Annotated in this window: 22 protein-coding genes; 17 read left to right on the top strand and 5 right to left on the bottom strand. The window is 53.2% G+C overall.

Annotated elements, in window-relative coordinates:
- Positions 1 to 9: 9 nt before the first annotated feature.
- Entirely contained in the window at positions 10 to 813 is an 804-nt protein-coding gene (locus A8805_RS04140; protein WP_242992266.1) for a hypothetical protein, read from the bottom strand.
- A 254-nt stretch (positions 814 to 1,067) separates the two neighbouring features.
- Between A8805_RS04140 and A8805_RS04135 the strand changes: the two genes are divergently transcribed.
- On the top strand, positions 1,068 to 1,490 hold the full coding sequence (locus A8805_RS04135; protein ID WP_109708951.1) for a hypothetical protein: 423 nt from the start codon (positions 1,068 to 1,070) through the stop codon (positions 1,488 to 1,490).
- A gap of 101 nt (positions 1,491 to 1,591) precedes the next feature.
- Here A8805_RS04135 and A8805_RS22010 read toward each other — a convergent pair whose 3' ends face one another.
- A complete protein-coding gene (locus A8805_RS22010; protein ID WP_018307435.1) occupies positions 1,592 to 1,759 on the bottom strand; it encodes a hypothetical protein in 168 nt (55 codons plus the stop codon).
- A 202-nt stretch (positions 1,760 to 1,961) separates the two neighbouring features.
- On the opposite strand from A8805_RS22010, the gene A8805_RS04130 reads away from it, so the two are divergent.
- From A8805_RS04130 to A8805_RS04110, 5 genes are read left to right on the top strand one after another with little or no spacing between them, the layout of a single operon-like run.
- On the top strand, positions 1,962 to 2,867 hold the full coding sequence (locus A8805_RS04130) for a conjugal transfer protein TrbL family protein (RefSeq protein WP_109708950.1): 906 nt from the start codon (positions 1,962 to 1,964) through the stop codon (positions 2,865 to 2,867).
- Between the two features lie 19 nt (positions 2,868 to 2,886).
- A complete protein-coding gene (locus tag A8805_RS04125) occupies positions 2,887 to 3,270 on the top strand; it encodes a DUF4406 domain-containing protein (RefSeq protein ID WP_109708949.1) in 384 nt (127 codons plus the stop codon).
- A gap of 8 nt (positions 3,271 to 3,278) precedes the next feature.
- The gene (locus A8805_RS04120) at positions 3,279 to 5,747 is read left to right on the top strand and encodes a DNA cytosine methyltransferase (protein ID WP_109709256.1); all 2,469 of its coding nucleotides are present in this window, start codon (positions 3,279 to 3,281) and stop codon (positions 5,745 to 5,747) included.
- Complete coding sequence (locus tag A8805_RS04115; protein WP_109708948.1) at positions 5,723 to 5,980, top strand: hypothetical protein; 258 nt, start codon at positions 5,723 to 5,725, stop codon at positions 5,978 to 5,980. Before A8805_RS04120 ends, A8805_RS04115 begins: the two co-directional genes overlap by 25 nt.
- A gap of 2 nt (positions 5,981 to 5,982) precedes the next feature.
- The gene (locus tag A8805_RS04110) at positions 5,983 to 6,570 is read left to right on the top strand and encodes a hypothetical protein (protein ID WP_109708947.1); all 588 of its coding nucleotides are present in this window, start codon (positions 5,983 to 5,985) and stop codon (positions 6,568 to 6,570) included.
- Between the two features lie 47 nt (positions 6,571 to 6,617).
- Here A8805_RS04110 and A8805_RS04105 read toward each other — a convergent pair whose 3' ends face one another.
- On the bottom strand, positions 6,618 to 7,115 hold the full coding sequence (locus A8805_RS04105) for an AAA family ATPase (protein WP_109708946.1): 498 nt from the start codon (positions 7,113 to 7,115) through the stop codon (positions 6,618 to 6,620).
- Between the two features lie 64 nt (positions 7,116 to 7,179).
- A complete protein-coding gene (locus tag A8805_RS04100; protein ID WP_109708945.1) occupies positions 7,180 to 7,638 on the bottom strand; it encodes a VOC family protein in 459 nt (152 codons plus the stop codon).
- 154 nt (positions 7,639 to 7,792) lie between these two features.
- Here A8805_RS04100 and A8805_RS04095 point away from each other — a divergent pair, with 154 nt between their 5' ends.
- The 10 genes from A8805_RS04095 (at position 7,793) to A8805_RS04045 (ending at position 18,659) form a co-directional block, all read left to right on the top strand.
- Entirely contained in the window at positions 7,793 to 9,622 is a 1,830-nt protein-coding gene (locus A8805_RS04095; RefSeq protein ID WP_109708944.1) for a VirB4 family type IV secretion system protein, read from the top strand.
- A gap of 19 nt (positions 9,623 to 9,641) precedes the next feature.
- The gene (locus A8805_RS04090; protein WP_109708943.1) at positions 9,642 to 10,121 is read left to right on the top strand and encodes a hypothetical protein; all 480 of its coding nucleotides are present in this window, start codon (positions 9,642 to 9,644) and stop codon (positions 10,119 to 10,121) included.
- Positions 10,122 to 10,134: 13 nt separating this feature from the next.
- Positions 10,135 to 11,172 carry an amidoligase family protein gene (locus A8805_RS04085; RefSeq protein WP_109708942.1) on the top strand — a complete coding sequence of 346 codons (1,038 nt, stop codon included), beginning with the start codon at positions 10,135 to 10,137 and terminating at the stop codon, positions 11,170 to 11,172.
- A 10-nt stretch (positions 11,173 to 11,182) separates the two neighbouring features.
- On the top strand, positions 11,183 to 11,686 hold the full coding sequence (locus A8805_RS04080) for a gamma-glutamylcyclotransferase family protein (protein WP_109708941.1): 504 nt from the start codon (positions 11,183 to 11,185) through the stop codon (positions 11,684 to 11,686).
- Between the two features lie 4 nt (positions 11,687 to 11,690).
- Entirely contained in the window at positions 11,691 to 13,208 is a 1,518-nt protein-coding gene (locus tag A8805_RS04075) for a peptidoglycan DD-metalloendopeptidase family protein (RefSeq protein ID WP_109708940.1), read from the top strand.
- Positions 13,209 to 13,229: 21 nt separating this feature from the next.
- Positions 13,230 to 13,604, top strand: a complete 375-nt coding sequence (locus A8805_RS04070; RefSeq protein ID WP_109708939.1) for a DUF3846 domain-containing protein — start codon at positions 13,230 to 13,232, stop codon at positions 13,602 to 13,604.
- Positions 13,605 to 13,617: 13 nt separating this feature from the next.
- Positions 13,618 to 13,884, top strand: coding sequence for a DUF6103 family protein (locus tag A8805_RS04065; RefSeq protein WP_109708938.1), 267 nt, complete (start codon positions 13,618 to 13,620; stop codon positions 13,882 to 13,884).
- A 382-nt stretch (positions 13,885 to 14,266) separates the two neighbouring features.
- Complete coding sequence (locus tag A8805_RS04055) at positions 14,267 to 14,683, top strand: hypothetical protein (protein ID WP_109708936.1); 417 nt, start codon at positions 14,267 to 14,269, stop codon at positions 14,681 to 14,683.
- Positions 14,683 to 17,565: a MobP3 family relaxase gene (gene mobP3, locus A8805_RS04050; RefSeq protein WP_109708935.1), complete on the top strand. Its 2,883-nt coding sequence runs from the start codon at positions 14,683 to 14,685 to the stop codon at positions 17,563 to 17,565. Before A8805_RS04055 ends, mobP3 begins: the two co-directional genes overlap by 1 nt.
- Positions 17,566 to 17,714: 149 nt before the next feature.
- Positions 17,715 to 18,659 carry a DUF3991 and toprim domain-containing protein gene (locus A8805_RS04045; RefSeq protein WP_109708934.1) on the top strand — a complete coding sequence of 315 codons (945 nt, stop codon included), beginning with the start codon at positions 17,715 to 17,717 and terminating at the stop codon, positions 18,657 to 18,659.
- Positions 18,660 to 18,674: 15 nt separating this feature from the next.
- On the opposite strand, the gene A8805_RS04040 is transcribed toward A8805_RS04045, so the two are convergent.
- Positions 18,675 to 19,091, bottom strand: coding sequence for a hypothetical protein (locus A8805_RS04040; protein ID WP_242992265.1), 417 nt, complete (start codon positions 19,089 to 19,091; stop codon positions 18,675 to 18,677).
- A 101-nt stretch (positions 19,092 to 19,192) separates the two neighbouring features.
- Here A8805_RS04040 and A8805_RS04035 point away from each other — a divergent pair, with 101 nt between their 5' ends.
- Positions 19,193 to 21,016: a VirD4-like conjugal transfer protein, CD1115 family gene (locus A8805_RS04035; RefSeq protein ID WP_109708932.1), complete on the top strand. Its 1,824-nt coding sequence runs from the start codon at positions 19,193 to 19,195 to the stop codon at positions 21,014 to 21,016.
- The last annotated feature ends 2 nt before the right edge of the window (positions 21,017 to 21,018 follow it).

Raw genomic sequence — 21,018 nt, 5'->3', positions numbered from 1 at the left:
CTACTATACTCACATTGATTTAGATAGCCATATCGAAAACAATGCTGAAACCCATTCCGAGGTTTTGCGCTTGCTTTCAAAGGCGACATAGCCTTTATAGCTGTATAGATAATCAATCTTCCACTGGTTTTCCGCTATTTGTTTCTTCTGAAGGAGGTGTAACAACTCCGTACTATCTTCACTTGCGGTCAATCGCCTTTTCCCAATAATATAAGTTAAGTCTGTAAGTGAGAGCGCGTAACTTTGCGGAAACATGATATCTGTAATATGAGAGCTGATGGGCTTGCCATCTGATAACCTCTGAAACATTTTATGACGAAGCATATAGCCTGTCCCTTGTATCAAGAGCTTTTCCACGTTCTGATTTTCATGCTTAACGCACTCTGAATAGGTGGTAAGCGCTCGGACTGTTTTACCAATACCAATGTAACATGGCGTTTTTCCAAGGCATCCGCCATGTTTGCATACACCTTTATGAGGCCATGAAGTAGTTTGGTTACGTTCAAAAAGCTGATATTGTTCTATCCAGCTTAGAGCAGCTTGTGCTTCTTTACTCTCAGCAAGTCCAAGTCTGCAATAGGCTTCCAGCAGCATTGCGTTGTAGCAAGGGACAATTTCTTCAATTCCGCCTAAGCATGAAAATCCTTGCGCTGTCGCAATATTGCGGTTAATATAGTCTATCATCTTTTGTGTGTAAGGTAATCTTTCAATATGTGGGATTTCACTTAGGCCCATAATTCGAAATACAGCAAACAGGGGGTGATCCACAAAATCTGTTGTGAGCTTTCCGACTAATACCGATTCACTTAGCAAACTGGAGATTTCATTATTCTCTAAAAGTATCCATGGTACACCCCCTTAGTGTTTATTATTTATGGCATCTGTGTTACTGTACAAATCATTATATATAAAAGAATACCATATTTTTTAGTATCTTTCCACCAGCTATATACAAGCATTGACTGGACGATTTTGGGGATGTAGTGAAACGAACTGTTCCCCAAAAGAGAGGAAACGTCTGGCATACCAAAGAAATTTGCAGTAAAATATGCGCAGGAGGTGATGCGGTGAACAGCAATGATATACAAGGGAAAATTCATAACTCCATGTATCAGCAGCTCCAAAGGAGCGGCATAGCAGCGCCCGTGCAGGTGCTGATGGATTTGAGCATCCGCTCCAAAGAGGATTATGAGCGGTGGCGCTTCGGCAAGGTGGATTATTTGGAGCGTGTCTGCAAAGTGAACCTCTCCAAGCTGTCCCTTATCATGCGGGAAATCCGAGGCTATGCCGCAAAAAACAATCTCAAGGCTTCGTGGACTTTTTATAAGCAGTGGGGACTGAAAAGCCTTCCCCATGCAAAGAAGCTCCGGTTTTCCAAAAGCGGCGGCGAGGATATTGAAAAAGCCTATGCCACCCACTATATAGACCCTGTCAGGCTAAGCGAGCTGAAACAACAATCGCAAATATGCTCCAAGGCGCACCGTGAATGAACCTACGGTGCGTCTTTTTTATTTCCCCCAAAAGGCGTTTGCAGCAGCATAACAAGGAGGGCGGCAGAACCGCTCTCCTTGTCTTATGCAAACGTGATTTGTTATTTATCGTTGCCGTCAGGCTCGGAATCTCTTTTGAGCTCCAGCACAACACCGTCATCGCCGGAGATGAAAAGCTCCTCCGTCTTTTGCTGCGCACGCTGAAGCAGCGAAATGGCATCCGTCACATCGTTAAACAGCGAATCATACATTTTTTTGTAGTCTGCCACGCAATTGACCTCCTTTTCCTTATTTCGGCGGCCACCGTTGTGTGGTATTGAAGCTCTGAACGAGCGGATTGTCAAGTCGTTTTTGAAGTTTTCTAAATCTTCGCGCTCTATTTGAAATTCGTTCCACCAGATACGCAGGCACACCGCATTTTATTGCATGGTGTGCCTTTTTTTATTTCCACAGGAAAGAGGTGAGAATCCAATGTTCATCTGGGACTTTGTCCTTGGAACCGTGATGGATCAGATCATCGAATGGCTCTACGGACAGGTGGTCGGCTTTCTGGCCGACTTTTTTGCACAGATGGGAAACATGGGCGTGGAGCTGTTTGAGATGAGCTGGGTACAGTCCATCGTCCTGTTTTTTTCCTATCTGGCTTGGGCGCTGTACGGAACCGGGCTGGTAGTGTCAGCATTTGAAACCGGCATTGAGTACCAGCACGGCCGGGGCAGCATAAAGGACACCGCTTTAAACGCCATCAAGGGCTTTATGGCAGTGTCCCTTTTTACCATCGTGCCGGTGGAGCTGTTCAAGCTCTCGGTCAATCTCCAGAGCAGCCTCACGGCAGGCATCACCGGCTATGGAACCAGCTTCGGCGACCTTGCCGGGAATATCATTTCCGAGCTTGGCAGTTCGCCGGATATCGGCGGCGCCATGGGCTCCGGTGTATTCGGAGGGCTGTCTGTCATCACCAGCCCGATCCTGCTGCTCTTTATGATCATCATGATGGGCTACGCGGTGATTAAAGTGTTCTTTGCCAACCTGAAGCGCGGGGGCATTTTGCTGATTCAGATCGCCGTGGGCAGCCTGTATATGTTCTCCATTCCCCGCGGCTACATCGACGGCTTTACCCAGTGGTGCAAGCAGATCATCGGTCTGTGCCTCACCACATTTTTGCAGGCGACTATCCTCGCCGCAGGGCTTATGGTGCTGCGAACCCATGCCCTGCTGGGGCTTGGTCTGATGCTGGCCGCAGGAGAAGTACCGCGAATTGCCGGAGCCTTCGGGCTGGACACCAGCACAAAGGCCAATGTGATGAGCGCCGTGTATACCGCGCAGGCAGCCGTCAACACCACCCGCACCATCGTACAGGCGGTAGCGCCAAAATAATCATGAAAGGAAAAAGCCTATGAAACTAATCTATGTGGCGTCCCCCTACGCCGGGGACATCGAAAAGAATACCGAGTTTACCAAGAGAGCGTGCCGCCATGTGATGAACGAGGGGCACGCTTTTTTTGCACCTCATTTGCTCTACCCACAGTTCCTTGATGATTCCAATCCGAAGGAGCGTCAGGCGGGTCTGGACATGGGGCTTGCCATGCTTCCCCGCTGCGACGAGCTGTGGTGCTACGGCTACCGCATTTCCTTCGGAATGCACCTTGAAATAGAGGAAGCGGTCAGGCTCGGAATCCCGGTTCGCCGGGTGATGGAACAGGAAAACGGCTTTACCATCGGCAGAGCCAAATGCACCGCAGCGGCCAAAGCTCCCCAGCAGGCGATGAGGATGGTCTGATGATGACGATGGGGAGCCTCTTCGATGGGATTGGAGGTTTTCCATTGGCGGCTATCCGCAACGGTATCACTCCCGTATGGGCCAGTGAAATCGAAGCCTTTCCCATTGAAGTGACCAAAATCCGATTCCCCGAAATGCGCCATGTCGGGGATATTACAAAGCTGGATGGCGCAAAGCTGCCGCCTGTAGACGTCATTTGCGGCGGCTCACCCTGCCAAGATTTATCGGTCGCTGGCCAGAGGGCTGGTTTGGCTGGGGCACGCTCCGGCCTGTTTATGGAGCAGACCCGAATTGCGAAGGAGATGAGAAAATCCGATGAGCAGCGAAACGTACCAGCTCACCTTATTCGACCTCGATACCTCGTTTGGGAAAATGTCCCCGGAGCCTTCAGCTCCGCAGAGGGGGAGGATTTCAGGGCGGTCATCGAGGAGATCGTCCGGATTAAGTACAGTGCCTGTGATGTGCCTCGACCTGAGTCCGGGCGCTGGGAATCTGCTGGGGCTGTCCTTTTGGGAGATGAATTCAGCTTGGCTTGGAGAGTCATGGACGCTCAATTCTGGGGAGTCGCCCAGCGTCGCCGTCGCATCTTCCTTGTCGCAGATTTTGGAGGCACGACCGCACCCGAAATACTATTTAAGCAAGACAGCCTGTTTGGGGATATTACGCAGAGCGGAGGCCCGCGGCAAGGAGCTGCCGCCCCAGCTGAGGGATGCCTTGATGATACAGGCGGGGCTTGCCTGACCCCATGGGACGTCCAAAGCCGCCGCATTTTTGAAGAAACCGGGACATGGCCCGCCCTCTATGGCGGTGAGGGCGGCGGGCACGGATATATCCAGACAGAAGAAAAAACAGCAATAGCCTTTGCAGCCAACCAGCGTGACGAAGTGCGAGATTTGCACGATGTTGCAGGGGCAATACAGGCCCAGCCGGGGATGAAGCAGCAGACCTTTGTAGCGGATACCGAGAAAATCAGTGCCTTTCATGTCAACCAAAGGGATGAAGTAATTGATTTGGACGGAATATCTGGTGCACTGTTAGCAACCCGAAATATGCAGATGCAGACCTTTGTCACCCGACAGTCGCTGTTGTGCTTAAACGATCAGGGCGGCGAACGGATGGATGTCACCGAGGATGTGGCGTCCACATTGCGTGCCGATATGGGAGGTCATCCGCCACTTGTATCCCAGCCCAATTGTATGAATGGCTGGGATACCCAGCAAAGCCGTGTGTTCACGCCGGAGGGTGTGGCGCCGACCCTTGCCGCCAAAGGGGACCCCGGCGAATCGTCAGATTCGTTGGGGAGAGGAGGTGCAACGGAGCGTGTGGATTTCGGGTGCGAAGCACCCGAAGGAACTGAGCGAAGTTTGCAACGACGAGGCGGCGGTGGCAGGAACCCGGCAGGGCTGCTGTTTGCGGCAGGCGTTGTCAGCAAGGGGGACGGGGATTGTTTTCTGACCCCCGAAACGCACACCTCGCTAACTGGCGGTGGTGGGCAGGCCGGACAGGGTTACCCCTGTGTGCTAACCGCAGGCTTCTGCGGCAGCGCAAGTGCCGACGCCAGAGGAATCGGCTATCAGGCGGAGTGTTCCCCTACCATTAAAACCGGCACTGCGCCATCAGTTCTGTGCCTCAACGATCAGGGCGGCAGCCAGATGCACTGTACTGATGATATCACCGGTACGCTCCGTGCCCAAGAGCATGGACACCAGCCGCTGGTGTTTGACAACCATGCACAAGACTCTCGTTTTACCGGGCCGGTGGCGGTATCGCAAACGGTATCCGCAGGCTTTGGGCAGGGCGGGAACAACCAGCCGCTGGTCATGGCGACCCAGCAGGGCGGCGCTGAAATTGGCGAGGGTGTCTGCCCAACCATTACCTCCGCAGCAGGAACCTCCGGCAATAACCAGCCGGTGTTATTTGAAAATCACGGCATTGACAGCCGCTACACCGGCCCCCATGCAGTAGCGCCCACAATGTCCGCCCGTATGGGAACCGGGGGCAATAATGTTCCGCTGGTGGGAAGTCCCGCAATGCAGGAAACCATTTGCATTGCGGGCAACACCATCGACCGGGAACCGGAAAACGGCGGCAACGGCCTCGGCTGTCAGCCGGACATCAGCTACACCATTACGACCTCTGACCGGCACGCCGTGTGTGAACCATACCAAGAAGTAGTGGGCGCACTTTGCCGCGGGGATGAGAAAGGCATCGGCAGTCAGTATGTCAGTCAGAACAAATGCATCGTGGAAAGACGCAACCTCATCCGCAGGCTGACCCCGCTGGAATGCGAACGGCTCCAAGGCTTCCCCGATGGCTGGACGCTGATTCCCGGTGCATCGGACAGCGCCCGGTACAAGGCGCTGGGCAACAGCGTGGCGATACCCTGTGTGGACTTTGTTCTCCGTGGTATCGCCTATTTTTTGCAAAAAATCTACGAGGAGGAATTACCCCCATGTACATCTACCCCGACAACCTAAAATCCAAGGCTACCCTGTGGCTGTGGGAGCTGCGGGATATCGGAATCATCGGCATTGGCTGCCTGATTTCTGTCTTCGCTTTTTCCAGGCTGGGCTGGCTGCCACCCATTGTCCTGACAGCGGTCTATGCCTTTTTATCGATCCGCTTCGAGGATGTGAGCATCCTTGATTTTATCCGTTACGCCGCCGCTTTCTTTTTCGGAAAGCAGCAGACCTATGAATGGAGGGCGTGAATATGAACCGAAAAGAGAAACGGGAGGCCGGAGAAAAAGCCTCCACCCGCCAGCTCATGGGCATTGAGGGCATCACCGGCCACAGCCTTGCGACGCCTCACGGTGAGCTGGTGTTTTTTATGATTAAGCCCACCAATATCAGCGTTCTGTCTGATTCCAGCATCGGGGCAAGGATTTATGCCCTTATGAATGTGCTGAAAGGCATCTCGGATATCGAAATGCTGTGCTTAAACAGCCGTGAAAACTTTGAGGACAACAAGAGCTATCTGAAAGCCAGAATGGCCGCCGAGCAGAACCCTGTCATCCGAAAGCTGCTGGCACAGGATCAAACCGCCCTTGACCGTATGCAGGTGCAGATGGCGACGGCAAGGGAATTCTTAATCATCATCCGGCTGAAAAATGAAAAGGAAAGCGATGTTCAGCCCTATCTTTCCCGCATCGAAAAGAGCCTCAAGGATCAGGGCTTCATGGTGCGCAAGGCGGGTGAAAGCGACATCAAGCGCCTGCTGGGCGTCTATTATGAGCAGAATGTTACAACGGAGATGTATGAGGATTATGATGGGGAGCGCTGGGTGATTTTGAATGAATGAGCAGAAAAAGGGGAAGTCATATCTCATTGACTTCCCCCTTTTTCTATTTAGCAGTGATGAATGATATAATTTGCCACTTGCTCTGGAATTATTTCTGATACATCCACCTTAAAGGTATTCAGTTTTCCGTAAAGAGGGATTCGTTCCATGCTTCTGAGGACTACATCTTCCGTGCGAATACCGGCAGCAATGTCTTTTTCCAATCGGGTTCGCAGGGATTGTTCACTGCAAATCAGGGAAATAGAATGCACCTTACAGTTGACCGTATCCAGCCGTGAAAGGATATCGTCAATGATAGCCTGCTGGTGCATCACCCAGCAGAATATGATGTTTTCATAGGCAGAACACCGAATAAAGTTATTCAGAATATAGCAGATGTTTTCTAATACCATCTGCTTTGTTTCCTCTGTCACGTGAAAGGGATGCATATCCCAGCACCAATCACCATCCAGAAAAATGCTGTTGTTTAGTTTTTGTTTTAGAATTTGACAGGTAGCTGTTTTTCCTGCTCCCATCGTGCCACCTATTAGAAATAAGTTTTTCATGGCAGTACCTTTCTTTTAAAGGGTGTTAAGTGATGAAACCTGTGATGATTATGTATCCGCCGCATTAAATTTTTCTTTTTCGCCAGCTTTGAAGCTCAAGGATATTGCCTTCCGGGTCACAGGCATATACAAAAACCGCCTCCGTATTGTTCGGATATGCGGCAGTTACCACTTCTCCGACAGTGCTCCCGCCTGCACGAAGAATTTCAGACAGAGTATCTTCCACATCGTCAACTTCAAAAGCGATATGTGCAATGCCAGGGCGGTTAATTTCAGCTGGTAGATATTCTTTCATCTCATCATAAGAGAATATTTCAAGGGTTGGATGGTCTCCCTCATAGCCGGGCAAAAGCAGGTGTTCTCCACAAATATGGGCGTTGGTCAAACAGGTAAGATTATCTAACCATGCTCCGCTTAGATCGCGTGTTTCATTAATACTCTTGCAATGGAGAACTGTCTTATAAAAATCTATAAGCTTGCCCGCATTCTGGGCAATGATATTTGTATGAACGTATCTAAACACGATTAGTTGCTCCTTTTTTGTTATATTTTGAATAAATATTCTGCCTTTATTATACCTCAAATCCTTACCAAAGTGAACCATTTTACTTCAAGCCGTCACAAACGTGGCGGCTTTTCCTATACCCAAAATCAAAACCAGAAAGGAAGAAACGCCGATGGCAAGAAAAAGAAAGCCCCAATCCCCGCCGCAGGAGGATGTGAAAATCAAGGATTTCCTTGACATGATCGCTCCGGGCATCATCAAATTCAACACCGACCATTTCCTCTGCGGCAACACCTACCGCTGCGTGTGGGTGCTGCGGGAATATCCCACCGCCACCGAGGAACAGGCTATCCTGCGCCACCTTGGAGAAAAGGACGGTGTGACCCTGCGCATTTACACCCGTCAGGTAACGGCAGCCGAGGAAAAGAAGATCATCCACAATGCCGCCAACAAGAACCGCATGGATAAGAGCAGTACCAACGACCTCCAGCAGACGGTCACCGCCGAGAGCAATTTGCAGGATGTGGTCACGCTGGTGTCCTCCATGCACCGGAACCGGGAGCCGCTCCTGCACTGCGCCGTGTTTTTGGAGCTGACCGCCCATGATCTTGATGGACTGAAGCTCCTCCAGACCGATGTCCTGACCGAGCTGGTGCGCAGTAAGCTCAATGTGGATCGGCTCATGCTGCGCCAGCGGGAGGGCTTTCTCGCTGTAGGCCCTGCCGGATACAACGTGTTCGCCAGCCAGTTTGAACGGGTGCTGCCCGCCAGTTCCGTGGCGAACCTCTATCCCTTCAACTACAGCGGCAAGACCGATCCCCGCGGGTTTTACCTCGGCAGGGACAAGTTCGGCTCGAATATCATTGCGGATTTTGACAAGCGCGATGATGACAAAACCAATGCGAATGTGCTGATACTCGGCAACTCCGGCCAGGGCAAGAGCTATCTTCTTAAGCTCATTCTCTGCAACATCCTTGAATCGGGCAAGTCCGTTCTGTGTCTGGACCCCGAGCACGAATATGTGGAGCTAGCGGAAAACCTCGGCGGCTGTTTCATTGACCTTATGTCAGGCCGGTACCGGATCAACCCGCTGGAGCCGAAAACGTGGGATGAGGGCGGCAGCCCGGAGGATACCGACGCACCCCAGGCATTCCGCCAGTCCACCAAGCTCAGTCAGCACATCAGCTTTCTCAAGGATTTCTTCCGATGCTACAAAGATTTTTCCGACCGCCACATTGACGCCATTGAAATCATGCTGGGCAAGCTGTACGAACAGTTCGGCATCAGCGACCGCACCGATTTCAGAAAGCTGGCAGCCACGGACTATCCCATTCTGTCCGACTTATATGCCCTCATTGAAGCCGAATACAAAGGCTACGACAAGACCAAATACCAGCTCTATCCGCCGGAGCTGCTGCAGGAAATCCTGCTGGGGCTCCACTCCATGTGCATGGGCGCCGAGAGCCAGTTTTTCAACGGCCACACCAACGTGACCTCAGACCGCTTTATTGTGTTCGGCGTCAAAGGGCTCTTACAGGCTAGCCGGAACGTGAAAAATGCCTTGCTATTTAACGTGCTTTCCTTCATGAGCGATAAGCTGCTGACCGAGGGGAACACCGCCGCCGCCATTGACGAGCTGTACCTTTTCCTCACCAACCTGACGGCCATCGAATACATCCGCAATTTCATGAAGCGTGTCCGCAAGAAGGAGTCGGCGGTGATTCTGGCGTCGCAGAACTTGGAGGACTTCAACATTGAGCATATCCGGGAGCTGACAAAGCCCCTGTTTTCCATTCCGTCTCATGCGTTTCTGTTCAACGCCGGCAACATCGATAAGCGGTTCTATATCGACTCCCTGCAGCTCGAAGAAAGTGAATACAACCTCATCCGCTTTCCCCAGCGCGGCGTGTGCCTTTACAAATGCGGCATTGAGCGGTATAACCTTGCGGTCCACGCTCCGGCATATAAGGAGAGATTGTTCGGAACGGCAGGCGGCAGATAATGAAGAAGGGAGAAAAATCATGAGCAGACTGCAACAGCAGAAAGAAAACAAATCAGGACTCCTCGAAGATATGCTGTCCTTTATCCGCTACACCCCCAACCGGGAAGCGGATCTGTTGGCCTTTATGGAGAAGTACCAGAAAGCGGACTGTGACGAACGCCCTGCCATTTTGGAGCAGCTTCGCAACTGTATGGACGGCAAGGAATACCCTGACCCCTATGCTGGGAGCTACCACTATACCCCGGAGGATGTGTCTCTCATGGGCCGGATTCTGGATGATTATATTGACGATCTGATGGAAGCACAGGGCGATTCCGCCGCCGTTGACCAGTGTGTGCGGGATACGGTGCTAAAAATCAATGCGCTCAATGAGGAATGCGGACGCTATCTCATTGATACCTGGCGCAGGGAGCGGCTGTGCGGCTTCATCAATTCCGCGGCGGAGCTTGCGGGGCTATCTCAGGATAAAGACCTGACCCTGCAGCACAGGATGTGGTAAAGGCGGTGGGTAAATGGAGATACAGGGTCAGGATTTCGGGATTGAAATTGAAATGACCGGGCTTACCAGAAGCCGCGCCGCCGAGGTCATTGCCGAACATTTCGGCACCACCAGAGAGTATGAGGGCAGCTTCTACGACGCCTATTTTGCGAGGGATACCACCGGCCGCAAGTGGAAGGTCATGAGCGACGGCAGCCTGGACTGCCAGCGGAAGGAGGGGCGCAGGAGGGTCAGTGCCGACCGGAACTACAGCGTGGAGCTGGTCAGCCCCATCTGCCAGTATAGAGATATCGAAACAGTGCAGGAGCTGATCCGTAAGCTCCGGGAGGCCGGAGCGTTTGTGAATTCTTCATGTGGCATCCATATTCACGTTAACGCTGCACCCTTTGACGCGCCTCACCTCCGCAATCTGGTCAACATTATGGCGGCCAAGGAGGATATGATTTACAAGGCGCTGAAGGTTTCGCGTGGGCGGGAAAGCCACTACTGCCGGAAGATTGATCCCGCCTTTTTAGAGCGGCTCAATCGGCAGAAGCCCGCCACCCTCGACCGGCTGAAAAGCCTCTGGTACAACGGCAGGGACGGCAGCCGGGAGCATTATCACGACAGCCGTTACCACTGCCTGAATCTGCACAGCGTGTTTCAGAAAGGTACGGTGGAGTTCCGGGCGTTCAACGGAGATCTGCACGCCGGAAAAATCAAGGCGTACATCCAGTTCTGTCTGGCCATCACCGCGCAGGCGCTCAACCAGCGGTCGGCAAGCCCCGCCAAAACCCAGTCCAGCAACGAAAAATACACCTTTCGTGTCTGGCTTTTGCGCCTCGGCATGATCGGGGACGAGTTTAAAACAGCCCGCAAGCATCTGCTGGATCACTTGGAGGGCTGCATTGCGTGGAAAGATCCGGCACAAGCGGAAAGGCAAAAGGAACGGCTGCGGCAGAAGCGAGAGGCGGAGCGCTCACAAACGCAGGCACCGCCGGAGGAAGCGGTGCCGGAAATTGAAATGGAAGCGGAGGACGAGCAGTCCCCCGCTTTTACTATGTCAATGTAAAGGAGATCGTATGAAAAACAAACTGTATATTGCCTATGGCAGCAACCTCAATCTGCCGCAGATGGCTGGGAGATGCCCCACCGCCAAGGTGGTCGGGGCTTCCGAGATAAAGGATTATGCCCTTGTGTTCCGGGGTGGCCGAAACGGAGCCGTCGCCACCATTGAACCCTGCGAGGGCGCCTCCGTCCCTGTTCTGCTGTGGAAAATCACGCCGAAGGATGAAGCGGCACTGGATGTTTACGAGGGCTTTCCCCGGTTCTATGACAAGGAGCTTATGGAACTGCCGCTGGACGGACAGTCAGTGTCTGCCATGGTCTATGTGATGACGCCGGGGCATCGCTTGGGCTATCCCTCGGATTATTATTATAATACCATCCGTGAGGGCTACAAAACCGCAGGCTTTGATCCCGCTGTTCTGGAACAGGCGGTGGACTATACCGAGCTGCTCATGGAGAGTGAGCCGGAGCCGGAACAGCAGAGTCTGTTCGGCTTTGGCGAAATGAAATGGTGGTGACGGCATGGCAGATCCCGCAACCATCACAGCGGTTGCCAAGGCCGCCGCTGCCGCGCTTTCCGATGAACGCACTCGAAAGACCATCGGCTGGGTGATTGTCGCTGTTCTGTCCCCGCTGATTTTAGTCATCGTGCTGGTCTGTTCCTTGCTCTCCGGCACCACCAGCCACAACAACACCGCTGTGGAGCTGTGCTTTCACGGCGGTGTGATTCCGGCAAGTATGCCAGCGGAGTACCGGGAGTACATCGGGGATATGCGCCAAAGCTTCACCCTCATAGACAATGCCATCGCTGACGTAAATGCTGAGATGGAGGGCGGCGACAGCCTTGACGATTACCGGGTCAAGGCAATTTTTTATTCTCTGTTCTTCGGGCAGCGTGACGCTGCACCCATTTCGCGCCATGCGGCGCGGGAATTTGCAGATTGTTTCGTGACCTATGAAGAACGCACTCGCACCGTGCAAAATGAGGACGGCACCACCTCGGAGGAAACCTACACTGTGGCTGTTCCCATTGATTCTCTGCCCGCTGTTTACAACAACATCCGCACGCTGTTCGGCAGAGCCGTCACCTATGAGGATCAGGCTAACGCCAACGAAATCTATTACCGCGCCCGGTACGGCACCGGCGCACACTTGGAGGGGGACGGCTCCGGGCTGTGGGAGGACTGGACGCCGGATCAGATAGACGGCTTTTACTCCGATTTGCCTGTTGGAGAAGCAGGCGCGGAGGCTGTTCGGCTGGGGCTTTCCCGCCTTGGCGACCCCTATTCACAGGAGCTGCGCGGACAGGGCAGCTACACCGACTGCAGCTATCTTGTGCAGTGGGTGTACAAAAAGCTGGGTGTAAATCTCCCCGGCACGGCTGCGGCACAGGGCAAATACTGCGTGGACAACGGACTGACCATTCCCAAATCCAGCCTTGCCCCCGGCGATTTGGTGTTCTGGAGCCATGAGCCCAACGGCCGCTTCATGAACATTACCCACGTTGGCATCTATGCCGGGGACGGCAAGGTGGTGGACGCATCCTCCTCCAAAGGACAGGTCGTCTACCGGGATTTGTTTGATTCCGGCAAGCAGGTGCTGTACGCAAGACCCTATGCCGAAGCCCCGGAAAGCTCCGCCTCCGGTTTTGTTTCCCCGCTGGGGAAGAACTGGCGCTCCATGGTGACTTCTGAATTCGGCGGCAGGACGGACCCGCTCACCGGCCAGTGGGCGGGGCATTCCGGTATCGACCTCGGCGCATCAAAGGGCACCTCCATCCGCGCGGCACAGACGGGAACGGTGAAAACCGTGGTCTATGGCAGCACCGGCTACGGCTATTATCTGACCATTGACCACGGCGGCGGGCTGGTCACCTTATACGGACACTGCTCCCAAATCCTCGTCAGGGAGGGGCAGACCGTGAAAGCCGGGGAAACCGTTGCCAAGGTGGGCTCCACCGGGCGCAGCACCGGAAACCATCTGCACTTCGAGGTGCGGGTGAACGGCGTGAAGCAGAATCCGAGAAATTATCTGCCATGAAAACAAAGAAGGGATGATTTTATGAATGAAAATATGATTCGTGTATTGAAGATTGAGCCGGGGCAGGCTCCCGCGGTCAAGGAGATTCCAAATGACCTTAAAAGCCTGCAGGCGGAGGTGGATGGCCTGATTGAATGCATCCGCTTTCCAAACGGCTGTGTTGCCGTCTGCAATGAGGAAGGCAAATTAAACGGAATGCCGCCCAACAGGCGGCTGGGCGCAGACATTATCTGCGGCCCGTTTTTTGTCTGCGACACCACCCGTGATGGGAATTTCACCTCGCTCGGCAAGAGTAAAATCGCAGAATACAGTCAGCTTTTTGCTGACATTCCCGAATTCACCGGGCAGGAGCCGGAGCTGGAACCCGGCTTCACATTTATTGGATTTGAGTATTAAGGAGGGCACTTAGATGAAAAAAGAAAGCATTACCGTTCAAATGGACGGAGAAAAGCTCCGTGCGGTAAAACGCTACATGGAGAAAAAGGACGCGGATCTCACACAGGAACTCTGCGATTCCCTGCAAAAGTTGTATGAAAAATACGTTCCGTCTTCCGTCCGGGAATACATTGACGAGGGCTGCGAAGATGCTCCAGCCATCGCTCCGGCAAAAAAGCAGAAGGAAAAAGATAAGGCCGCTGCTGCCGCTGACGGCGCACAGGACAGGGCGGCGCATTAAGGCGCATGCCCGTCTCCCGGCGTTGCCCCCTGTTCGCCCCCGTGTGCCGCTTTGACAGGCGGGGGTGGCATCCATGCACCCATCCCGCCCCAAAACGCTGTGTGAGGGCTTTGGGACGAGCGTTTGGAAAAGGCGCTCTGCCCTCCAAATCTGGCAGCTCTCCACGGTCGAAAAAAGAGCAGGATAAAGGCGGGTGGTCGCAAGCGCCCTCCCGCCGCTCACTTCGCCCAGCAGTGCTGGGCGTTTTTCGCACTTCCCCATGAGGTGGTCGGATTGGGGAATTGTCACGGTCAGGGTGGTCGGGATTTTATAAAAGGCAAGGAAACAAAGGAATTTACACGGCCACCTCACAGGTGGACACCCATGAAAGGTCGGATTTCATATGAAAAATAATAAGGAACGGACAGCGGTCTGGCTGTATCCCGAAACCATGGAACGGCTGGACGGCTGGCTGAATCAGGACAACTGCAAAAGCCGCAGTGAGTTTATCGAAAAGGCGCTCTGTTTTTACATGGGCTACCTTGGAACGGAGGACACCTCCTCCTATCTTTCCAAGGCCCTGCTTTCTTCCATGGAGGGAACGCTACAGAAAACCGAGAACCGGGTGGCAAGCAATCTGTTTCGCCTCTCGGTGGAAATTAGTATGATGATGCATCTGCTGGCAACTACGCTGGAGGTTACCGATGAGGAACTGCACCGGCTTCGCGGCCGGTGCGTTGCCGAGGTGAAAAAGACCAAGGGCAAAATCCGGCTGGATGATGCGGTGGAGTTTCAGAACGGCATCGAGGCTGAAGAATAATGGCGCGGATCATTCTCAAGTGCCCCTATCTCAAGGGTGGCAAACAAACTGCCGCACATCTGAATAATCTTGTGAAATACATCGCAACCCGTGACGGCGTGGAAAAAATGGAGAGTGCACACCGGCTCTGGCACTCCACCAAAAAGCAAAAGGAACTGATCGCGCAGATACTCCGGGAGTTTCCTGATACCAGAGAATTATTTGAATACGAGGACTACTGTGAGAATCCCAACCGGGGAAACGCCTCGGAGTTTATCTCCATTGCGCTGGAACAGAACCTTGATCAAATCAGCGGCCGGGAAAAATATCTGGATTACATCGCAAACCGTCCCCGCGTCGAAAAGTTCGACAGTCATGGTCTGTTCACCGCCGGGGATGCGCCGCTGGTTTTGTCACAGGTTGCGGAGGAAGTGGCTGCCCACACCGGCAATGTTTGGACGCCGATTATTTCCCTGCGCCGGGAGGATGCGGGCAAATTTGGATTTGAAAATGCGGCGGCATGGAGAGCCCTGCTTTCCTCCAAGGCGATGGAACTGGCCGAGAGTTTGAAAATCCACCCTGACCACCTGAAATGGTACGCAGCATTTCATAATGAATCGCACCACCCGCATATACACATGATTTGCTACAGTACCAATTCGCAGGAGGGCTACCTTACCAAGCAGGGTATCCGCAAAATGAAGTCCGCTCTGGCGAATGAAATCTTCCGGCAGGAGCTGATTCCGCTGTACGGGGAAAAGACCCAGCGGCGGGCTGAGCTGAAGGAACAGGCCGCCGAAGCCATGGGGGAACTGATCCGGCAGATGAAGGGCGGCGTTTTGGTCAGTGAGCGCATGGAACAGCTCCTCACCCATCTGGCCAAACGTCTGCAAACGGTCAGCGGCAAAAAACAGTACGGCTACCTGAAAGCAGACCTGAAAAACGTGGTGGATGAAATTGTGGATGAGCTTGCCAAGGACAGCCGTATTGCAGAAGCCTACCGCCTGTGGTGGGAGGTCAGGGGCAGGATCGAAGCTATCTACACCGAAACGCCCTCCGAGCCGCCACCCCTTTCCCGCTGTGAGGACTTCAAACCCATCCGCAATAGGGTCATTCAGGAAGCCATGAACCTTGGCAGCGGTGTCATAACCTTTGAGGAACCGGCCTCTGTGGAAACCGCTCTGCCGGATGCCAACCCGGATGACGATGTACCTTCCATGGGGGCTGTGCCGGACAACACACCCGCCGAGCCGGAGGATGTGCCCGAACCGCCGTCCGTTCCGTCTTCCACCGGCAGGGAGAAATCCTCCGCTTCATGGTGGACGGAGGAATACAAGCTGGCAAAGCAACATCTGCATGGCGATGAGGATGCCGGAATCCCGCAGAATTTTGAAAAAGCCCGTGAACTTGTCCTCGCAGAAGCGGATAAAGAGAATCCCCTGGCACTCTATGATCTTGGTCGTATGACCGCCGACGGGCTTGGGTGCGAAGCGAACGCCGATGCAGCCTATGGCTGGTACGAAAAAGCCCTTGCGGTGTTTCATGCTGCCGAGGAAGAAAAGCCTTGGAAGTACACCGAGTACCGCATCGGCAAAATGGTCGCTGCAGGGCTTGGCACAGAGCAGGACTATTTACAAGCGGCGGACTGGCTCACTCTTTCTGCAAACGAGAAGTACAAATATGCGCAGTATTCCCTCGGCGGCCTGTACTACCACGGCAAGGGTGTGGAGCAGAATCATGAAACCGCCTTTGCCCTCTATACCCGCTCGGCGGATCAGGATTTTCCCTATGCCAACTTTGAGCTTGGTAAAATGCTGCGGGACGGCATCGGTTGCGAAAAAAACAGTGTGGAAGCTGACCGGCGTTTCAAGGAAGCCTTTCTCGGCTTTGTCTTTCTGGAGGAAAAAGGGCACGACGATAAGCTCCAGTACCGACTGGGCTGGATGCTCTTAAACAGCGTCGGCACAGAAAAGGATGAAGCCAAGGCTAAGGAATACTTTAAAAAGGCGGCGACAGTAGGAAATCCCTTTGCCTGCTACCAGCTCGCCAAGCTCATTCTTTCCGATGAAACAGCATCTACACCAGAGGTAGAAAAAGCTCTCGGCTATCTCAGGCAGGCAGTGGAGGCTGAAAATCCCTATGCCGCATATTTTCTCGGCAAGCTCTATGAAAAGGGGCAGCACGTTGCGCAGAACACAGCCGAGGCAGCACGGCTCTATACCCTGTCGGCAGAGCAGGACAACGACTTTGCCGCATACCGGCTCGGCAAGCTGTATCTTGGCGGTGAGGGCGTCCTCAAGGATGTGGAAGCGGCTATCCGCTGGCTGACCTTTGCCGCGGAGCGGAAGAATCAGTTTGCCGAATATGTCCTCGGCGTTCTTTATCTCAAGGGCGAGGATGTTCCGAAGGATGTGCCCAAGGCGCTGGGATACCTGAAACGGTCTGCCGGTCAGGGCAACCAATTCGCACAGTACCGGCTGGGCAAGGTTTACCTCATGGGAGAAGATGTGCAAAAGGACATTCCGGCTGCCCTGCAATTCCTGACGGCCGCCGCTGAACAGAGTAATCAATATGCGCAGTACACTCTCGGCAAGCTGTATCTCATGGGAAAAGATATTCCGAGGAATAAAGAATCTGCCGTCCGTTGGTTTACCCTATCGGCGGCGCAGGGCAATCTTTACGCGCAGTTTTTTCTCGACCATATGGACGAGTTCAAAGACCCCTCCGTCCTGCAGGCGGGAACACGGCTCCTGCATCACATGAGCCGTGTGTTTGCAGATAACGCTCCGCCTCTGAAACCGCCGGGGCAGCGCGCCGATCGCAAGCTCCTGCGCAGGCTTCGGGAGAAAAAGCAGGCGCAGGGTCATGCGCGGGACGATCACGAGCAGACCATGTCACTCTAAAAACGATGGGAGGAACATCATGAAAAAGCAGAAAAAGAAAACCGGGCAACTGCCCGTCCTAAAAAATCTATATCCCAAGCAATGCCGTCCTGTAAAAAGGGCGGCATTTTTTCATCGAATCGGCAATCGCCATCAATAGGAGGTGCGCCATGGGTGTGTATGTGCATTTTACAGATGAACAGAAATACCGTGCCAATAACGTGGATTTAGCGGACTTTCTCCAGCGGCGCGGCGAAAAGCTCCTGCCCAGCGGACGGGATAAGCGGCTGGCCTCTGACCACAGCATCACCGTCCGGGGGAATGAGTGGTACGATCACTCCGCAGAGAGTGGCGGGTATGCCATTGATTTTGTGCGGAAGTTTTACGGCTGCTCTTATCCTGAAGCCGTGACCCTGCTGTTGGGTGGTGAGCAGGGCGAGATCTACAGGCCATCCTCACAAAAGGAACCGGAGCCGAAAAAGCCCTTTGCGCTCCCACCGGCCCATACGGATATGCGCCGTGTCTATGCCTATCTGGTAAAAACCCGGCACATCGGCCGGGAGGTGGTCAGCTTCTTTGCAAAGCAGAAGCTCCTCTATGAAAGCTGTGAAAAATCTAAGGATGGCACGAAGGAATATCACAACGCGGTGTTTGTGGGATTGGATGAAAACGGAATTGCCCGCCACGCTCACAAGCGCGGGATTTACACCTTGGGGCAGGCGTTTAAAGGAAATGTGGATGGCTGCGATCCCCGGCACAGCTTTCACTGGATTGGAGAAAGCGGGAATTTATATGTTTTTGAGGCGCCGGTGGATCTACTATCGTTTATCACCCTGTATCCGCAGGACTGGCAGCGACACAGCTATGTGTCCCTCTGCGGTGTCGGCGGTCAGGCGATGGTGTGGATGCTGGAGCAGTATCCGCAGCTCCGGCAGGTCTCACTATGTTTGGATAACGATGCAGCCGGACACAAGGCTAGCGAGCGGCTGAACCAGCAGCTTGAGGAAAAAGGATATGAATCGGAGCAGCTCATGTCTCAGGGAAAGGATTGGAATGACGACTTAACGGAAGCGGCACAGCAAAGGCAGAGTGGCTTTGAAATGCGGATGGCATAAAAAACGGAGCGGCACTTAAGGTAGCCGCTCCGTTTCTCCGCACTGTTCTTCCCACAAATATTTCACGAGACCAAAATGATAGATTTCAATCTCACAGTCAAACCAATTCCCGCCCATCGTCATATCGCAGCCGAATTTTGCTTGGTTGTAACCGTAGGTTTCGTCAATGATGTCAATTACCATTTGATTGTTCCACATCTGTTTAGCAAAGTCCCGGATATCCCATTGCTTTCGGAGATTGTCTTTCCCAGTGCAATAAACCCGGCAGAAATCGAAATCTACTTTGGGAAACTGAATTTGAGCTTTCCCGGTTTGTTCCACTTGATCGTCCTGAATCGTGCGAATTCCGTCCTCTATTACAAAACAGATGGTATCGTCTGCTATTTCGATGTGATTAAGCCTGGCATCATGCAAACTTACCGGCAACATCATATTGGGCTTTTCATAATCAGGCATTCAGAGCACCTCTCTCGACCCTTATTATATATGATTATATTACCATAAAATCCTCTAAACCGAAAGGAGTTTTCCCCATGCAATCCCAAGTCTACATCCTAATAGCAGCGGCCGCCGTGATGTTTCTCGTCATCGGCGGCCTTTCTCTTTTGGCGCACTACTATACCTTAAACGGAATCAAGTCCCGCACGGTAGGCGACGGCCAACATGGTACCGCACGCTTTTCCACCAAAAAGGAAATCAGAAGCATCTACAAGCACATTCCCTTTCAGCCGGAGCTGTGGCGGAAGGGAGAAAACCGCCCTGCCGTTTCAGAGCAAGGCATTATCCTCGGCAGCATCGGCGCAAAGAACAAGGTCACAGCTCTGGTGGACACCGACGACGTCCACTGCCTTATGATCGGCGCATCCGGCGTGGGCAAGACGGCATTCTTCCTGTACCCCAATCTGGAATATGCCTGCGCCAGCGGCATGAGCTTTCTGACCACCGACACCAAAGGCGACCTCTACCGCAACTACGGCGCCATTGCCCGTGACTATTATGGCTACCATGTGGCGGTCATCGATCTTCGAAATCCTACCCGTTCGGACGGCAACAATATGCTCCAGCTGGTCAACACCTACATGGATGCGTATCTTGCCGACGAAAACAACCTTGTGGCAAAGGCCAAGGCAGAGAAATACGCCAAAATCATCTCCAAAACCATCATCAACGCCAGCGGTGAAAACTACGGGCAGAACCAGTTTTTCTATGATGCCGCCGAGGGGCTTCTGTCCTCCATCATTCTGCTGATAGCCGAATATCTGCCACCCACCAAAGTAGATGGGAAAAAGGTGGACTGCCGCCATATCATCAGTGTGTTTAAGCTGGTGCAGGATTTGCTGGCCCCCAGCAAGGTAAAGGGCAAAAGCCAGTTCCAGCTCCTCATGGAAAAGCTGCCGCCCGACCATAAGGCCCGCTGGTTTGCGGGAGCTGCCCTCAATTCCGCAGAGCAGGCCATGGCGTCGGTGCTGTCCACCGTGCTCTCCAGACTTAATTCCTTTTTGGATAGTGAAATGGAGCAGATTCTCTGCTTTGATACAGCCATTGACGCGGAGAAATTCTGCAATGAAAAATCTGCGCTGTTTATCGTGCTGCCCGAAGAAGATCTGACCAAATATTTTATGGTCAGCCTGATGATCCAGCAACTCTACCGTGAAATCCTTGCAGTAGCTGATGAAAACGGAGGCAAGCTGAAAAACCGGGTGATGTTTTACTGTGACGAGCTGGGTACGCTGCCTGCCATTGAATCGCTGGAGCTGATTTTTTCGGCCAGCCGATCCCGCCGTCTTTCCATGATCCCCATTATCCAGTCCTTTGGTCAGCTTGAAAAAAATTACGGCAAGGAGGGTTCGGAAATTATCGTGGACAACTGCCAGGATACCATCTTCGGCGGCTTCGCGCCAAACAGCCAGACTGCCGAGGTGCTGAGTAAGGCGCTGGGCAGCCGTACCGTTATGAGTGGCAGTATCAGCCGTGGAAAGAATGATCCCAGCCAGTCCTTACAGATGATGGAGCGTCCTCTCATGACGCCGGACGAACTGAAATCCATTCCCAAAGGAAACTTTGTCGTCATGAAAACCGGTACTCATCCCATGAGGACAAGACTGCGGCTGTTCCTTGATTGGGGCATTCGTTTCGGAAAACCTTATACTGTAGAGGAAAAGGCACACCGGAAGGTGGTCTATGCCGATAAGCAGACGCTGGAGGAAAACATTGTCCGCAAGCACACAGCCTGCCTGATGGTGGATGAGAAAACCGGGGAGATATTGGAACCGCCCACCGGCACCGGTGCGCTCCACACCCCCGTGACGGAGCATCCCGCGGAGCCACTAAAGCGGCGCAGCCATGTCAGAACGTAAAG

Origin of the sequence: Faecalicatena contorta, from assembly GCF_003149105.1 — a bacterium.
Classification (GTDB): domain Bacteria; phylum Bacillota; class Clostridia; order Lachnospirales; family Lachnospiraceae; genus Muricomes; species Muricomes contortus_C.
Note: the sequence above shows the minus strand (reverse complement) of the source record. Positions and strands in the feature narration are given on the sequence as shown.

Excerpts from the sequence above, each read along its gene's own strand:
- A8805_RS04130 (WP_109708950.1), top strand. The coding sequence starts at position 1,962 with ATGTTCATCTGGGACTTTGTCCTTGGAACCGTGATGGATCAGATCATC.
- A8805_RS04125 (WP_109708949.1), top strand. The coding sequence starts at position 2,887 with ATGAAACTAATCTATGTGGCGTCCCCCTACGCCGGGGACATCGAAAAG.
- A8805_RS04120 (WP_109709256.1), top strand. The coding sequence starts at position 3,279 with ATGGGGAGCCTCTTCGATGGGATTGGAGGTTTTCCATTGGCGGCTATC.
- A8805_RS04115 (WP_109708948.1), top strand. The coding sequence starts at position 5,723 with ATGTACATCTACCCCGACAACCTAAAATCCAAGGCTACCCTGTGGCTG.
- A8805_RS04110 (WP_109708947.1), top strand. The coding sequence starts at position 5,983 with ATGAACCGAAAAGAGAAACGGGAGGCCGGAGAAAAAGCCTCCACCCGC.
- A8805_RS04105 (WP_109708946.1), bottom strand. The coding sequence starts at position 7,115 with ATGAAAAACTTATTTCTAATAGGTGGCACGATGGGAGCAGGAAAAACA.
- A8805_RS04095 (WP_109708944.1), top strand. The coding sequence starts at position 7,793 with ATGGCAAGAAAAAGAAAGCCCCAATCCCCGCCGCAGGAGGATGTGAAA.
- A8805_RS04090 (WP_109708943.1), top strand. The coding sequence starts at position 9,642 with ATGAGCAGACTGCAACAGCAGAAAGAAAACAAATCAGGACTCCTCGAA.
- A8805_RS04085 (WP_109708942.1), top strand. The coding sequence starts at position 10,135 with ATGGAGATACAGGGTCAGGATTTCGGGATTGAAATTGAAATGACCGGG.
- A8805_RS04080 (WP_109708941.1), top strand. The coding sequence starts at position 11,183 with ATGAAAAACAAACTGTATATTGCCTATGGCAGCAACCTCAATCTGCCG.
- A8805_RS04075 (WP_109708940.1), top strand. The coding sequence starts at position 11,691 with ATGGCAGATCCCGCAACCATCACAGCGGTTGCCAAGGCCGCCGCTGCC.
- A8805_RS04070 (WP_109708939.1), top strand. The coding sequence starts at position 13,230 with ATGAATGAAAATATGATTCGTGTATTGAAGATTGAGCCGGGGCAGGCT.
- A8805_RS04065 (WP_109708938.1), top strand. The coding sequence starts at position 13,618 with ATGAAAAAAGAAAGCATTACCGTTCAAATGGACGGAGAAAAGCTCCGT.
- A8805_RS04055 (WP_109708936.1), top strand. The coding sequence starts at position 14,267 with ATGAAAAATAATAAGGAACGGACAGCGGTCTGGCTGTATCCCGAAACC.
- mobP3 (WP_109708935.1), top strand. The coding sequence starts at position 14,683 with ATGGCGCGGATCATTCTCAAGTGCCCCTATCTCAAGGGTGGCAAACAA.
- A8805_RS04045 (WP_109708934.1), top strand. The coding sequence starts at position 17,715 with ATGGGTGTGTATGTGCATTTTACAGATGAACAGAAATACCGTGCCAAT.
- A8805_RS04040 (WP_242992265.1), bottom strand. The coding sequence starts at position 19,091 with ATGATGTTGCCGGTAAGTTTGCATGATGCCAGGCTTAATCACATCGAA.
- A8805_RS04035 (WP_109708932.1), top strand. The coding sequence starts at position 19,193 with ATGCAATCCCAAGTCTACATCCTAATAGCAGCGGCCGCCGTGATGTTT.